We start from the raw sequence: 14403 nt of genomic DNA on the forward strand, positions 1-14403 counted from the left end.
CCTGGATCACTTTGGTTCCACGGGGCCCTCCGTTCCCACCACCAGCGGGCGGGAGGCGTCGTCGAGCCCGAGCGCGTCGCGGGCCGCGGGCGTGAGGGCGAGCAGGCCGGCGGCTCCGGCGGCGCCGCACCCGGATAGGTGGACGCCGTGGCCGGCCAGGAGGCGGGCGGCGTCGGCCGCCTGGTCGTCGGTGATCGTCATGTAGAGGTCGGCGAGGTGGTGGAGGAGCTGGAAAGCGATGACGGAGGGTTCCGGGCAGTCGAGGCGGCCGAGGATGGTGCGGCCGCTCTGGACGCGTACGGGCTCGCCGGCCCGGGCGCTTTCGATCAGGCAGGGCGCGCCTTCCGGCTCGACCACGACGATCTTGGGCTGCTCGCCCCAGCGGTCGCGCACGTACGCGGCCCCGGCGGCGGCGAGCCCGCCGACGCCCGCCTGGAGGAACACGTGGGTGGGCGCGCCCGCGGCCCCGTGGGGGGTGCTGTGGCCGCCGGTCAGGGCCGAGGAGCCGTTGAGCCTGCCCGAGTACGCCTCGAGGCCGGCGCGCGCTCCTGGGGGCGCGGCGGGGCCGCCGGTGCGCGCGGTCTGCGCGGGGACGGCGGGCAGGGCGCCCGGGTCGGCGAGTTCGTCGAACAGGACGGTGTAGCCGCGCATGACGTCGAGCGGGATGCCGGTGTAGCCGTTCCAGGAGCTGTCGGCGACGAGCCGCCAGCCGTTCCGTTCGGCGGCCTGGATCGCGGCGGCCATGCTGGCCTCGTAGTCCTCGCCGCTGCGCCGCACCTCGGCGCCGAGTCCGCGCAGCCGCTGCGCGAACGCCTCGGGGACGCCTTCGCTGAGGTAGACGACGCAGTCCACGCCGACCTCGGCGGCGCCGGAGGCGACGGAGATGCCGTGGTTGCCCGCGCTGGCGCACACGAACGGCGTGCCGCCGCCCTCGTGCTCGGCGAGCAGGTGGACGGCGTACGCGCCCCCGAGCGCCTTGAAGCTGCCCAGCCCCATGCGCCCGCTCTCGTCCTTGACGTGGACGGCTTCGGTTCCGGCCAGGTCCGGGATGGTGCGGACCGGCGTGGGCCGGTAGGAGGGGTGCCGGGCGAAGTGGGCGCGGGCCTGGCGGGCGTGCTCGGTCCCGATGAGCGCGCGGTCGTGCGCGGTGTACGGGGCGCGGGCGGGGTTGAGGTACTCCATGATCGCCATGCTAGGGCGACCGGCCGCTCTCCCCCGGCCCGCCACTCCGCCGCGATGAGAGCACGGTGAGGGCACGGTGAGGGCACGGTTAAGGGTGGTCAGGCGCGGTCGCGGGCGGCGGCGACGGCGGCCTGGCCGAGGCTGACGCCGCCGTCGCCGGGTGGCACGCGCACGTGCTTGAGCACCCGGAACCCGGCCGCGCGCAGCCGGGCCACGGTGGCCTCCAGCAGCAGCGCGTTCTGGAACATCCCGCCCGACAGCGCCACCGAGGTCAGCCCGGTGGCGTGGCGGAGGGTGTCGCAGGCGCGGGTGACGGCGTCGGCGAGGCCGTTGTGGAAGCGTCCGGCGATGGCGCGGGTGCAGGCTCCCGCGGCCAGGTCCGCGGCGGCGGCCCGGACGAGGTCGGCGCCCTCCACGACGAGCAGGTCGCCGTGGGTGATCCCGGCCTCGTACGTGCCGCGCTCGGCGGGGTCGGCGTGCTGTTCGAGCTCGACGACGGCCTGCCCCGCGTACGTGATCTTGTCGCGGACGCCGAGCAGCGCCGCGACGGCGTCGAAGAGGCGGGCCGCGCTGGAGGTCAGCGGGGAGCCGGGGGCGAGCCGGAGGGCGTCGGCCCAGGGGTTGCGGCGGGCCACGTCGAGGCCGGGGTGGTCGTCGCCGAGGTAGGCGGCGGTCATGCGCCAGGGCTGCCGCACGGCGGCGCTCCCGCCCGGCATGGGGACCTGGGCGAGGTGGCCGAGGCGTTCGAAGGAGGTCAGGTCGGCGCGCAGGAACTCGCCGCCCCACAGGGTGCCGTCGGGGCCGTGGCCGAGCCCGTCGAGGGCCACGCCGAGCACGGGCCCGGGGTCGCCGTTGTCGGCCAGGCAGGAGGCGATGTGGGCGTGGTGGTGCTGGACGCCGAGGAGTTCGACGCCGTGGATCTCCATGGCGTGCCGGGTGGACAGGTAGCCGGGGTGCAGGTCGTGCGCCACGACCTCGGGCCGGATGCCGAACAGGCCGCAGAAGTGGTCGATGCTCTCGACGAACGACCGGAGCGTCTCGTGGTTCTCCAGGGTGCCGATGTGCTGGGAGACGAACGCGCGCCGTCCTTCGGCCAGGCAGAAGGTGCTCTTCAGCTCGGCGCCGCAGGCGAGCACGGGCCGGGGCGCGGGCCAGCGCATCGCGAGCGGTTCGGGCGCGTACCCGCGGGCCCGGCGCAGCACGGTCACCTCGCCCGCCATGGGGCGCACGACCGAGTCGTCGGCGCGTACGTGGATGGGGCGGTCGTGGATGAGGAAGGCGTCGGCGATGCCGCTCAGGCGGGTCAGCGCGTCGTCGTCCTCGTAGGCGATGGGCTCGCCGGAGACGTTGCCGCCGGTGAGGACCATGGGTTCGGCGAGCTCGGCGAGCAGGAGATGGTGCAGGGCCGTGTAGGGCAGCATGAGGCCGAGGCTGCGGGTGGCGGGCGCCACGGAGGCGGCGACGGGGGCGCCGGGCAGGCGGGGCAGCAGCACGATGGGCCGGGCGCGGCCGGTGAGCAGCTCGGCGGCGTGCTCGTCGATCTCGCACAGCCGCCGCGCCTGCGCCAGGTCGGCCGTCATGACGGCGAACGGCTGCTCCTCCCGGTGCTTGCGGCCGCGCAGCGCCGCGGCGGCCCGCTCGTCGGCGGCGGGCACGGCGAGGTGGAAGCCGCCGAGGCCCTTGACGGCGACGACGCGCCCGGCGCGCAGCAGGGTGACGGCGCCGGCGATGGGGTCGCCGCACAGCTCGGTGCCGCGGGCGTCGCGCAGCCGCAGCCGGGGCCCGCAGGCGGGGCAGCAGGTGGGCTGGGCGTGGTGGCGGCGGTTGCCGGGGTCGTGGTACTCGGCCGCGCACGCCTGGCACATGCCGAAGCCGGCCATGGTGGTCAGGGGCCGGTCGTACGGGACGCCGCGCACGATCGTGAAGCGGGGGCCGCAGTTGGCGCAGTTGATGAACGGGTAGCCGTGGCGGCGGTCGGCGGGGTCGGCCAGCTCGCGCAGGCAGTCGTCGCAGGTGGCGCCGTCGGCGCGGACGAGGGGCCGCAGCGGGCCCGACGGGAGGCCGGCGGCGATGGTGAAGCCGTTGTGGCCGGTGGGGCGGGCGCTGACGACGGTGACGCGTTCGATCTCGGACAGGGCGGGCGCGTCGCGTTCGAGCGCGGTCAGGAACTCCTCGACGCCGGCCAGGGCGCCTTCGACCTCGATGTGCACTCCGTCGACGTCGTTGTGCACCCGCCCGGCCAGACCCAGCCGGCGGGCGAGCGAGTGCACGAAGGGGCGGAAGCCGACGCCCTGGACGACGCCTTCGACGTGCACGTCTACTCGTTTGAGCGTGGTCATCAGCCCAGTGTGCGCCTGATCGGGGCGGCGTGCATGCGTATCGGCCGTGTCGCATCCGGCGTCCTCGCCGGGGTCGCCGCGGCGGGGGGCGGACATGCGAACGGGAGGGCCGCGGCGGGCCCTCCCGTTCGGGGGTTCTACAGGTACTGGCCGGTGTTGGCGACGGTGTCGATGGACCGGCCGGCTTCGGTGCCCTGCTTGCCGGAGACGAGCGTGCGGATGTAGACGATCCGCTCACCCTTCTTGCCGGAGATGCGGGCCCAGTCGTCGGGGTTGGTGGTGTTGGGCAGGTCCTCGTTCTCGGAGAACTCGTCCACGCAGGCCGTGAGCAGGTGCTGCACCCGCAGGCCCTTCTGGCCGGTTTCGAGGAACTGCTTGATGGCCATCTTCTTGCCACGGTCGACGATGTTCTGGATCATCGCGCCGGAGTTGAAGTCCTTGAAGTAGAGGACTTCCTTGTCGCCGTTGGCGTAGGTCACCTCGAGGAAGCGGTTTTCCTCGCTCTCGGTGTACATGCGCTCGACGACGCTCTGGATCATGCCCTGGATGGTGCCCTCGCGGGAGTCGGAGTGCTCCGTGAGGTCGTCCGGGTGCAGCGGCAGCTCGGCGATGAGGTACTTGGAGAAGATGTCCTTGGCCGCCTCGGCGTCCGGCCGCTCGATCTTGATCTTGACGTCCAGGCGGCCGGGCCGCAGGATCGCCGGGTCGATCATGTCCTCGCGGTTGGAGGCACCGATGACGATGACGTTCTCCAGGCCCTCGACGCCGTCGATCTCCGACAGCAGCTGAGGGACGATGGTGTTCTCCACGTCGGAGGACACGCCGGAGCCTCGGGTGCGGAAGATCGAGTCCATCTCGTCGAAGAACACGATCACCGGGGTGCCCTCGGAGGCCTTCTCACGGGCCCGCTGGAAGACCAGGCGGATGTGCCGCTCGGTCTCACCGACGTACTTGTTGAGCAGCTCGGGGCCCTTGATGTTGAGGAAGAAGCTCTTGCCGGACTGGCCGGTCTTCTCCGCGACCTGCTTGGCCAGGGAGTTGGCGACCGCCTTGGCGATGAGCGTCTTGCCGCATCCGGGCGGCCCGTACAGCAGCACGCCCTTGGGGGGCCGGAGCTTGTGCTCGCGGAACAGGTCGGCGTGCAGGTAGGGCAGCTCGATGGCGTCCCTGATCTGCTCGATCTGCCTGCCGAGGCCGCCGATCTCCTCGTAGGAGATGTCGGGGACCTCCTCGAGGACGAGCTCTTCGACTTCGGACTTGGGAATGCGCTCGTAGACGTAGCCGGAGCGCGGCTCGAGCAGGAGCGAGTCGCCGGCCCTGATGGGCTGGCCGACCAGCGACTCGGCCAGTCGCACGACGCGCTCTTCGTCGGCGTGCGAGATGACCAGGGCCCGCTTGCCCTCGTCGAGCAGCTCTTTCAGCATGACGATCTCGCCGACCTCTTCGTAGCCGAGAGCTTCGACCACGTTGAGCGCTTCGTTGAGCATGACCTCCTGGCCACGCCGCAGCGAGTCGATGTCGACGGCAGGGCTGACGTTCACCCGGAGCTTGCGGCCGCCGGTGAACACCTCGATGGTGCCGTCTTCTCTGGCCTCGAGGAAGGTGCCGAAACCGGATGGCGGCTGCGCCAGCCGGTCGACCTCCTCCTTGAGGGCGACGATTTGGTCCCGGGCCTCCTTCAGTGTGGCGACCAGGCGTTCGTTCTGGCCGGTCACGGCCGCGAGATTCGCCTGCGCCTCATGAAGACGCTCTTCGAGGACCCTGGCCTGACGGGGTGACTCGGCCAGCTTCCGCCTCAGCGCGGTGATCTCCTCCTGGAGGAAGGAGACCTGTGTTGAAAGATCAGCGACCTCCCGTTCGCGCTGCGCGGCTCGAGCCTCAGCATCATCGCGAGCTGCCACGCCCGTCACCTCCTTCCCAGTCGAGGGCGACTACTTAGGACCTTACCTATCTCGGGCCCCTCCGTAACCTGGCCGGGCAGTGTTCGTAGAGTGACATTCAGTATTCGGTGAATAATCCTCAATAGTGCGTTTAATACTCCCAGCACCTGCACACGGGAATCTGTTCCCGTGTCACGCACCAACGCACCCTCGTGGCCAAATTGTCATAGTTCTTCGGTGGTCCCCTTCGGTCGACGGCGTCTCGGCGGGGGCGTCACTCCGTCCGCCATGCGGCGGGCGGTGACCAGGAATCCCGTGTGACCGATCATCCGATGATCCGGTCTCACCGCGAGCCCTTCGACGTGCCAGTCGCGAACCAGGGTCTCCCACGCATGCGGCTCCGTGAAACACCCGTGATCGCGAATCATCTCGACCGTCTTGGACAACTGCGTGGTCGTGGCGACATAACAGCAGATCACGCCACCCGGGGTGAGCGCCTTGGCGGCGGCGTCGACGCACTCCCACGGGGCGAGCATGTCGAGGATCACCCGGTCGACGTCGCTCTCGTCGATGGAGGCGACCAGGTCGCCGACGACCAGGCGCCAGTTGTCGTCCATGGGGCCGCCGAAGAACTTCTCCACGTTCTTGCTCGCCACGTCGGCGAACTCCTGGCGCCGCTCGTACGAGGTGACGTGCCCGTCGGGGCCGACGGCCCGCAGCAGGAAGCACGTCAGCGCGCCGGAGCCGACGCCGGCCTCGATCACCCGCGCGCCCGGGAAGATGTCGGCCATGCCGACGATCATCGAGGCGTCCTTGGGGTAGATGACGGCCGCGCCGCGCGGCATGGCCAGCGTGTAGTCCTGCAGCAGGTGGCGGAAGGCGAGGTACTGGGTGCCCCCCGAGGAGCGCACGACGGAGCCTTCAGGCTGCCCGATCAGGTCGCTGTGCGGGATGGCGCCCTTGTGGGTGTGGAAGACGCCGTCCTCCTTGAGCGTGATCGTGTGGCGTTTGTTCTTGGGGTCGGTGAGCTGCACCTGATCCCCCGCCTGGAAAGGCCCATGCCTGCGGAAACCCATGGCCGCAAGGTTATAGGGCTTTCGAGTGCGTCCGGACGCACGGTATCTATGGGGGATGCTTCCGCGCGACGTGATCTCCACCGGTCCCCTGATTCTCCGGCCTCCCGCGGAGGAGGACGTCGAGGCGATCGTGAAGGTGTGCAACGACCCGGTGACCGCCCGGTTCCTGCCGGCGTTGCCGTCGCCGTACCGTCTCCAGGACGCGCACGGCTTCCTGGAGACGGCGGCGGCGAAGTGGGCGGACGGCGGCGCGGAGTTCGTGATCACGCAGGACGGCGGCTACGTGGGCGCCATCGGGATCGTGCGGCCCGATCAGTGGGGCGTGGCCTCGATCGGCTACGTGGTCGCGCCGTGGGCTCGGGGCAGGAACGTCGCGGCGACGGCGGCCAGGGCGGTCACCGACTGGCTGTTCGACCACGGGGTGCGCAGGGTCGAGCTGCAGGCCGCGGTGGAGAACGTGGCGAGCCTGCGGGTGGCCGTCAAGGCGGGCTTCCTCGAGGAGGGGCGCCGGCGGGACGCCAAGCGGCTGCGCGACGGCCGCTACGTCGACATGGTCACCTTCGCCCGGCTGGCGGAGGACGCGGTGACGGCGGAGCCGTACCTGCCGTTCTTCGCGGACGGGGAGCTGTGCGACAGCGTGGTGCGGCTGGTGCCGCTGGCCGTGGAGGACGCCGGCGACTTCCACCGGATGCTGGCCGACCCGACCGTGGCGGCCTATCACTTCGGGCCGATGGGCACGCTGGAGGAGCACGAGCGGCGCTGCCGCTACACCGGCTACTGGTGGGTGTCGGGGCAGCGGATCGAGCTGGCCGTCAGGGACGCGGCGTCGGGGGCGTTCGCCGGGCACATCCAGCTGGCGCACGTCGTCCCGTCGCTGGGGCAGGCCATGGTGGGCTACTCGCTGGTGCCCGGGTTCCGGGGCAAGGGGTTCATGACGCGGGCGGTCCGGCTGCTGGTGGACTGGGCGTTCGCGAACACGGCGCTGCACCGGATCGTGGCCGGCACCGACCCGGGCAACGCGGCCTCGCACGCGGTGCTGGAGCGGGCCGGGTTCAGCCGGGAGGGCGTGCACCGGGGGCTGTTCGTCAAGGCGGACGGGACGCGGGCGGACGACCTGGCGTGGTCGGTGCTGCGTCCCACGTGACGCGTGCGGACCGGGAGGGGGCAGAAATCCCGATTTCCTGTTGAGGGCTAGTCAGGAGCCGCGTCGGGGGTGATAGTCAGGGCACCCGCACTTCAGTTTCGCGCGATCGGGCCGCGCGATCTCTCCTCCCCCCGAGGGACCACCGCGATGTCATACAACCATGCCGATGCCGCCATGCGTGAACTCATCGCCTCGTTCTCCTGCCTGGAGGCCGTCGACCTGCTCGATCGGCTGGCGCGTACCGCCGCCGCCGTCACGGGCACGGCCTACGCGGGATTCGTGCGCGTGGACGCCCTGCGGCTGGAGGCCGACGCGATCCACACGCACGCCCCTCCCGGCGATCCCCAGCGCGTGCGCCGGTGGCTGGCCGAGTCGGGGGTGCTGAAGGAGCTGGCGACCGTGCCGGCGACGGTCCGGCTGGCGCGCGACGCGGCGGTGGGCGAGCCGGGCTTCCTGGCCACTCCCCTGCCGCTGGCGACGCGGGACCACACGTTCGTGTGGGTCGCCGGTCGGAGGTTCGGCGACGGGGACGAGCACCTGCTGAGCCGCTTCTCGACCGCCGCAGGGCGGGCGCTGGAGGCGGCGAGCGGGCTGGAGGCCGCGGTACGGCTGTTGCGCGGGGTACGGGCGTTCTGCCCGGCCCAGCCGCCGACCCTCCCCGTTGGAGGCGACCGGATCCCGGGGTAAGGGACGACCGGTTGCCTGCCTGGATCCGGCGGAGAATGGCCGCTTCCTACCCGCCCCATTTGTCCGAAGATTTTGCGGATATTTGACCATTTATCAATAAATCATGGGCCTTTGGCTCTCCGCGAGAATGCTCCCGGAGCCTGAGCGGCGCACGAGAACGCCCGCGGCCCCGGGACGGGGGCGCGGGCGTTCCGGCGGCCGGGTTATCCCCGGTGCGCCTCGAAGCGGAGCGTGCGGGAGACGCCGACCCGGACCGTCGTGCCGGGGGCGATGGTGACCGGCTCGTTCGGCGGGATGTCGTAGAAGTTGGGGTCACCGGGCGGCTGGATCTGGGTGCCGTTGACCGAGCCCAGGTCGACCAGGTTGACGTCCCACCCGTCGAGCGCCACCCGCAGGTGGCGGCGCGACACCGAGCCGTCCGGGCTGGTCACCTTGGCGGGCCTGGCGGTGCCGCCGGCCACCTCGGGCGCCCGCTCGGGGTCGCGGCCCAGCAGGTAGTCGCTCTCCAGCGGCAGCGCGGTGCCGTCGTCGAGGATGAGCACCCCGAGCGACGGGCGCGGCCCCTTGTAGGGGACGAGCGTGCGCTGCACCAGCGCGATGCCGCAGACCGCGCAGTAGGGCGAGCGCGGGTCGTTGAAGTGGTCGTTCTTGCAGTCGACGCCGTAGACCAGGGGGCGGTCGCCGTGGTCCTGCTGCTGCGGCTCCTGCGGCGGCTGGCCCGGATGGTCGAAGTGGTCGGGCGGGCCGAGCAGGGGCGGCGCGGGCTGGTCGAAGTGGTCGGACGGGCCCAGGTGCTGCGGCATGGGCTGGTCGGCCACGCCGTTGCCGGGGGGCGGCTCGTCGTAGGAGGGGAACTGCTGCGGCTCCGGCAGGGGCGGCGGCTGATCCTGCGGCGGCGCGAAGAAGGGGGCCGGCTGATCCTGCGGCGTGTGGTAGGGCGGCGGGTCCTGGGGCGGGACGTACGGGGGCTGGTCCTGGGGCGAGAGGTACGACGGCTGCTCCACCGGCGCGGGCTGCGGGCCCGACGGCGGCCCCGGCACGACCGGCGGCTGGTCGGCCAGCGGGTACGGCGGCCGCTCCACCGGCGCGGGCGGCTGCTGGACCAGGTCGGCCTCGAGGTGGAAGGCCGTGGCGGGCATCTCGCTGGTGAGCGGCCTGGACGGGGCGGGGGCCGAGGACCGCTCGGTGAGGTCGCCCACGAGGCCGCCGCCGTGCACCACGCCGCCGTCGAAGCGGACCGCGGGGTGCGGGGTGCCGGCGCCGGGCAGGCTCAGCTCGACCCGCTCGACGGGCCCGGTGACGAGCCGGTCGGCCCACGTCAGCGAGTCGCTGCCGGCCAGCCGCGTCTCACCGCCCAGGGTGCCGATGACGGCCGCGGCCGAGCCGCTGACCAGGACGGCCACGCCTTCTCCGACCCGGCCCGCGACGGCGCAGGTGGCCGGGTCGCCGGCCATGTTGGCCGCGAGCACCTGAGCGGCGCGGCGGGCCAGCGCCCTGCCGTCGCCGCCGGACGCGGCCGTCTCGCGCAGCGCGTCGAGCAGGTCGTCGGCCGCGGCCTCGCCGGCGTCGCACACCAGCAGCAGCCCGCCCGCGTAGGCGACAAGCCCGTTACCGGGAAGCGGACGCACCACTCCGAAGCCTTGGTCGGTCATGCGTCCTCCCTCATGACGACGGCGCTGCGCTGCTCATCGGTGCCCTCGCTGCGCTCGGTCACTCGTGTCTCCTCCCCGGAAGCCGGCGAAATTACGGCACCCGCACTGCCGTGCCGGCCACCAGCCATACGCATACCCAGACGAAGGGGCCGTGCCGCGGCCACGTCGTCTCGATTCGGTGAACCGATGGACTGCGGCAAACCCCTCAACTGTGCAAGTCTGGCCAAACAGAACACTATCGGCCAGTCGTCACATCGCAGTAACCGGCCGGAGTCGGCTCCGGCCGCCCGAAACTGCTGGACACGACCCTATCCATGGCCCGCCGCTTAAACGAGTGGGACAAATCAGACGCCCGTGAAAACCCGGTTCACGTCGGCCGTGGCGAGCACCCCGTAGATCTCGCCGCCCCGTTCCACCAGGAGGTACTCGCTGCCCGGGGCCTCGCGCATGGCGTCGATGAGCGGCTCTCCGGTCAGGTCGGCCGCGAGCACCATGGTGGGCTCCAGGGACTTGGCGACCGAGCCGACGCTCACCCAGGGGCGGCGGTGTTCGGGGGTGGCCTGGACGGCGGCCTCGTTCACGATGGCCAGGGGCTCGCCGTCGTGGCCGATCACGACGAGGGCGCCCGCGTTGCGCTCGGCGGCCTGCCGCAGCGCCTCCGACAGCGGCGTCTCGGCGGTCACCGGGATCGCCCTGCGCGCCAGCGCGCGGGCGTTGACCTGCGGGATCCTGGCGCGGATCTTGGCCACGCGCAGCGACTGGCTCGCGCCGAGCCAGATGAACGACGCCAGCACGAACGGCCACAGCAGGTCCAGCGGGTCGGTCACCTGGCCGCTCTGCAGGGCCGTGGCGATCGAGAACACGACGAGCAGCACGGCCAGCACGCGGCCGCCCCAGGCGGCGACGATGGTGCCGGAGCTGGGGTTCTTGGTCAGCTTCCAGACTCCGGCGCGCAGCATCCGGCCGCCGTCCAGGGGCAGGCCGGGCAGCAGGTTGAACACGCCGACGATGAGGTTGGCGACCCACAGCCACCAGATGAGCACCTCGACGATGCCGCCGCCGTTGATCACGTAGACGTCGGCGGCCAGGCCGAGCCCGGCCAGGCCCAGCGACAGCGCCGGCCCCGCCGCGGCGACCAGGAACTCCTTGGCCGGCGTGGGCGGCTCCTTCTCGATCTCCGACACGCCGCCGAGCAGGTAGAGGGTGATCCTGCGCACCGGCAGGCCGTAGAACTTGGCCAGCACGCTGTGGGCCAGCTCGTGCAGCAGCACCGACACGTACAGCAGCACCGCGAACACGAACGCGACCGCGTAGGCGGCCGCGCTGTCGAGCTCGGGCAGCATGTTGGTCACCCGGCGCCCGAACACCCAGGTGATGACCGCCGCCACGATGAACCATGTCCACGAGACGTACACCGGAATGCCGAACGGCTTCCCCATCCGAAGACCGGAGAACTCCTGCCGGGGGCTCTGCTCGCTCACCGCGCTCCTTGAACGTCCATTACGTGCTGTTGCTGCCTTGATGCTACGCGCCGGATCGGGTGATCATCGTGGCGCGAGGGCTATTCTGTCGGGGTCTTGACCTAGAGTGCGGTGCATGACGTTGACCGAGCCGGAGATCATCGGAGCTCTCTCCCCGTCCCGGGCGGGCGATTTCATGACCTGTCCGCTGCTCTACCGCTTCCGGGTGATCGACCAGCTCCCCGAGAAGCCTTCGCAGGCGGCGGTGCGCGGCACGGTGGTGCACGCGGTCCTGGAGCGCCTCTACGACCTACCGGCGCCGCGGCGCTCGGTCCAGGCGGCGCTGGAGCTCCTGGAGCCGCAGTGGCAGCGGCTGCTGGACGAGGACGCGCAGTACGCGCAGATGTTCGCCGACGAGGCCGAGCAGGCGGAGTGGCTGGTCCAGGCGCGCGGCATGCTGGAGCGCTACTTCACGCTGGAGGACCCGACGCGGCTGGAGCCCGCCGAGCGCGAGCTCTACGTGGAGGCGGTCCTCGACGGGGGGCTCATGCTGCGCGGCTACGTCGACCGGCTCGACGTGGCGCCGACCGGCGAGGTCCGGGTGGTCGACTACAAGACGGGCAGCGCGCCGGGCCCCGACTTCGAGGCCAAGGCGCTGTTCCAGATGAAGTTCTACGCCCTGGTGCTGTGGCGGCTGCGCGGCCAGGTGCCTCGGCTGCTGCAGCTGGTCTATCTGGGCGGGCAGGGCGAGGTGCTGCGCTACGCCCCGGACGAGGCCGACCTGCTGGCCACCGAGCGCAAGGTGATGGCGCTGTGGACGGCGATCGAGCGGTCGCTGGAGTCCGGCGAGTGGCGGGCCCGCCGCAGCCGCCTGTGCGACTGGTGCGACCACCAGGCCCTGTGCCCGGAGTTCGGCGGCACACCCCCACCGATCCCGGCCCGCCAACCGGGCGACACCACCCGCTCCCACCGCCGCGCCGCCACCGACGAACTCTGACCCACCCCAAGCGCATCCCCCGCGCCGGGGCGGCGCGGGTTTGGGGCGCGTGGGTGGTAATCCTCCCGAGGGAGGAGGTTACGGGTTTTCACCTGGGCCTACAGTGAAGCGGTGCGCATAGACCGGACCACGTTCCACGACTCCGTGCTCGCCGGGGTTGTGGCCGTGGCGTCGGTGGCGATGTTCGTGCTCTACGGTCCCGACCACCTGGAGGCGCAGGGCCTGGCGGTCGACGGCATGCGCGCCCCCGACCCGCTGGGCGGGGTCCTGGTGGTGCTGGCGTGCGTGCCCGTGGCGGCGCGCAGGAGGTGGCCGCTGGCGGCGATGTGCGCCGAGCTGGTGCCCGAGACGCTGCTGACCGTGCTCGGCTACGGGACCGGGATCTCGGGGCCGGCCGGGCTGGTGCTGCTGTACTCGGTGGCCTCCTACCGCGGGCTGGCGATGGCGCTGGCGGGGCTGCTGATCTCGCTGGTGACGTACGTGCTGGGCGCCCTGGCGGGCCCGGTCAGGGCGACGAGCTGGAGCGAGCACGTCGTGGTGGCCGTGGTGCTGGTGGCCGTGTGGGGCGCGGGGCGGAGCCTGCGGCTGCGCCGGGCGTACCTGGACGAGCTCAAGGACCGGGCGGAGCGGCTGGAGCGGGCGCGCGCGGCCGACACGAGGGCGGCCCGCGCCGAGGAGCGCTCGCGGATCGCCCGCGAGCTGCACGACGTGGTGGCCCACCACGTCAGCGTGATGACCGTGCAGGCGGCCGCGGCGCGCCGGGTGCTGGCCTCCGATCCCGACCTGGCGCGCGAGGCGCTGTCGGCGATCGAGCACACAGGCCGGATGGCGATGACGGAGATGCGCAGCATCGTCGGCGTCCTGCGTACCGACGCGCGCGCCGAGCTGGGCCCGCAGCCCGGCGTGCACGATCTGCCCGCGCTGGTGGAGCAGATGCGCGAGGCGGGGCTGGCGACCCGGCTGATCGTGGAGGGAGAGCCGCGGCCGCTGCCCGCGGGGGTCGACCTGGCCGCCTACCGGCTGGCCCAGGAGGGCCTGACGAACAGCCTGCGGCACGCCGGGGCGGGCGCGAAGGCCGTGGTGACCGTCCGCCACGACCCCCGTGAGCTGGACGTACGGGTGAAGGACGACGGGCTGGGCACGGCCGGGGTGTCCGCGCCGCCAGGGCACGGTTTGGTGGGCATTCGCGAACGGGTCGCACTCTATGGTGGAATCCTCAACATCGGTCCGCTACCGGGGGGCGGTTTCGAAGTGCGGGCGAGGTTCCCGTTGAAGGACGGCCAATGACGATCAGAGTGCTGCTGGTGGACGACCAGCCGCTGCTGCGTACGGGATTCCGCCTGATTCTGGAGGCCGAGTCCGACATCACGGTGGTGGGGCAGGCGGGCGACGGCAAGGACGCCATGGAGCAGACGCGGGCGCTGCTGCCCGACGTGGTGCTGATGGACATCCGCATGCCGGGCGTCGACGGCATCGAGGCGACCCGCAGGATCGTGCGGGAGGCGGCGCCGACGGCGCACGTGCCGAAGGTGCTGGTGCTGACGACGTTCGACCTGGACGAGTACATCGTGGAGGCGCTGCGCTCGGGCGCGTCCGGGTTCCTGCTGAAGGACGTGCCGCCCGACGAGCTGGTGCAGGCGATCCGGGTGGTGGCGGCGGGCGACGCGATCGTGGCGCCGAGCGTGACGCGGCGGCTGCTCGACAGGTTCGCCAAGCGGCTGCCGTCGGCGTACGAGCAGCCCGCTCCGGCGCGGCTGGACCGGCTGACGGAGCGGGAGCTGGAGGTGCTGCGGCTGATCGCCAAGGGCATGTCCAACGCGGAGATCGCGGCCAAGCTCGTCGTGAGCGAGACGACGGTCAAGACCCACGTCGGCAACGTGCTGACCAAGCTGGGGCTGCGCGACCGCGTGCAGGCCGTGGTGCTGGCCTACGAGACCGGGTTGATCACGCCGGGCACGTACTCCTGAGACCGGGGGCGCACCCCCG

11 protein-coding genes are annotated in these 14403 nt (G+C 72.1%); 5 read left to right on the forward strand and 6 right to left on the reverse strand.

The genetic code is table 11. The annotated features are described in order from the left end of the window. Positions 1-6: 6 nt before the first annotated feature. The 4 genes from ACWDRB_RS28395 to ACWDRB_RS28410 form a co-directional block, all read right to left on the reverse strand. Positions 7-1182: a pyridoxal-phosphate dependent enzyme gene (locus ACWDRB_RS28395; RefSeq protein ID WP_449898594.1), complete on the reverse strand. Its 1176-nt coding sequence runs from the start codon at positions 1180-1182 to the stop codon at positions 7-9. A 98-nt stretch (positions 1183-1280) separates the two neighbouring features. Beyond that, on the reverse strand, positions 1281-3521 hold the full coding sequence (hypF, locus tag ACWDRB_RS28400) for a carbamoyltransferase HypF (RefSeq protein ID WP_449898596.1): 2241 nt from the start codon (positions 3519-3521) through the stop codon (positions 1281-1283). Between the two features lie 137 nt (positions 3522-3658). Continuing rightward, positions 3659-5431, reverse strand: a complete 1773-nt coding sequence (gene arc, locus ACWDRB_RS28405; RefSeq protein WP_449898598.1) for a proteasome ATPase — start codon at positions 5429-5431, stop codon at positions 3659-3661. 194 nt (positions 5432-5625) lie between these two features. Then, positions 5626-6477, reverse strand: a complete 852-nt coding sequence (locus ACWDRB_RS28410; RefSeq protein WP_350735376.1) for a tRNA (adenine-N1)-methyltransferase — start codon at positions 6475-6477, stop codon at positions 5626-5628. A gap of 55 nt (positions 6478-6532) precedes the next feature. On the opposite strand from ACWDRB_RS28410, the gene ACWDRB_RS28415 reads away from it, so the two are divergent. Together ACWDRB_RS28415 and ACWDRB_RS28420 are read left to right on the forward strand one after the other, a co-directional pair. After that, entirely contained in the window at positions 6533-7621 is a 1089-nt protein-coding gene (locus tag ACWDRB_RS28415) for a GNAT family N-acetyltransferase (protein WP_449898600.1), read from the forward strand. A gap of 147 nt (positions 7622-7768) precedes the next feature. Further along, positions 7769-8308, forward strand: a complete 540-nt coding sequence (locus ACWDRB_RS28420) for a hypothetical protein (RefSeq protein WP_449898603.1) — start codon at positions 7769-7771, stop codon at positions 8306-8308. 203 nt (positions 8309-8511) lie between these two features. Here the strand turns inward: ACWDRB_RS28420 and ACWDRB_RS28425 are convergent, their stop codons facing one another. Both ACWDRB_RS28425 and ACWDRB_RS28430 read right to left on the reverse strand, forming a co-directional pair. Beyond that, positions 8512-9960 carry an FHA domain-containing protein gene (locus tag ACWDRB_RS28425; RefSeq protein ID WP_449898605.1) on the reverse strand — a complete coding sequence of 483 codons (1449 nt, stop codon included), beginning with the start codon at positions 9958-9960 and terminating at the stop codon, positions 8512-8514. Between the two features lie 344 nt (positions 9961-10304). Continuing rightward, positions 10305-11441, reverse strand: a complete 1137-nt coding sequence (locus tag ACWDRB_RS28430; protein WP_449898607.1) for a site-2 protease family protein — start codon at positions 11439-11441, stop codon at positions 10305-10307. Positions 11442-11556: 115 nt separating this feature from the next. On the opposite strand from ACWDRB_RS28430, the gene ACWDRB_RS28435 reads away from it, so the two are divergent. From ACWDRB_RS28435 to ACWDRB_RS28445, 3 genes are all read left to right on the forward strand, one after another. Beyond that, positions 11557-12417 carry a RecB family exonuclease gene (locus ACWDRB_RS28435; RefSeq protein WP_357742721.1) on the forward strand — a complete coding sequence of 287 codons (861 nt, stop codon included), beginning with the start codon at positions 11557-11559 and terminating at the stop codon, positions 12415-12417. Positions 12418-12528: 111 nt separating this feature from the next. Next, entirely contained in the window at positions 12529-13704 is a 1176-nt protein-coding gene (locus tag ACWDRB_RS28440) for a sensor histidine kinase (protein WP_449898609.1), read from the forward strand. Beyond that, the gene (locus ACWDRB_RS28445) at positions 13701-14384 is read left to right on the forward strand and encodes a response regulator (RefSeq protein ID WP_185076857.1); all 684 of its coding nucleotides are present in this window, start codon (positions 13701-13703) and stop codon (positions 14382-14384) included. Before ACWDRB_RS28440 ends, ACWDRB_RS28445 begins: the two co-directional genes overlap by 4 nt. Positions 14385-14403: the final 19 nt, after the last annotated feature.

Source organism: Nonomuraea sp. NPDC003707 (assembly GCF_053587055.1).

Excerpts from the sequence above, each read along its gene's own strand:
- ACWDRB_RS28395 (WP_449898594.1), bottom strand. The coding sequence starts at position 1,182 with ATGGAGTACCTCAACCCCGCCCGCGCCCCGTACACCGCGCACGACCGC.
- hypF (WP_449898596.1), bottom strand. The coding sequence starts at position 3,521 with ATGACCACGCTCAAACGAGTAGACGTGCACGTCGAAGGCGTCGTCCAG.
- ACWDRB_RS28410 (WP_350735376.1), bottom strand. The coding sequence starts at position 6,477 with ATGGGTTTCCGCAGGCATGGGCCTTTCCAGGCGGGGGATCAGGTGCAG.
- ACWDRB_RS28415 (WP_449898600.1), top strand. The coding sequence starts at position 6,533 with ATGCTTCCGCGCGACGTGATCTCCACCGGTCCCCTGATTCTCCGGCCT.
- ACWDRB_RS28420 (WP_449898603.1), top strand. The coding sequence starts at position 7,769 with ATGTCATACAACCATGCCGATGCCGCCATGCGTGAACTCATCGCCTCG.
- ACWDRB_RS28425 (WP_449898605.1), bottom strand. The coding sequence starts at position 9,960 with ATGACCGACCAAGGCTTCGGAGTGGTGCGTCCGCTTCCCGGTAACGGG.
- ACWDRB_RS28435 (WP_357742721.1), top strand. The coding sequence starts at position 11,557 with ATGACGTTGACCGAGCCGGAGATCATCGGAGCTCTCTCCCCGTCCCGG.
- ACWDRB_RS28445 (WP_185076857.1), top strand. The coding sequence starts at position 13,701 with ATGACGATCAGAGTGCTGCTGGTGGACGACCAGCCGCTGCTGCGTACG.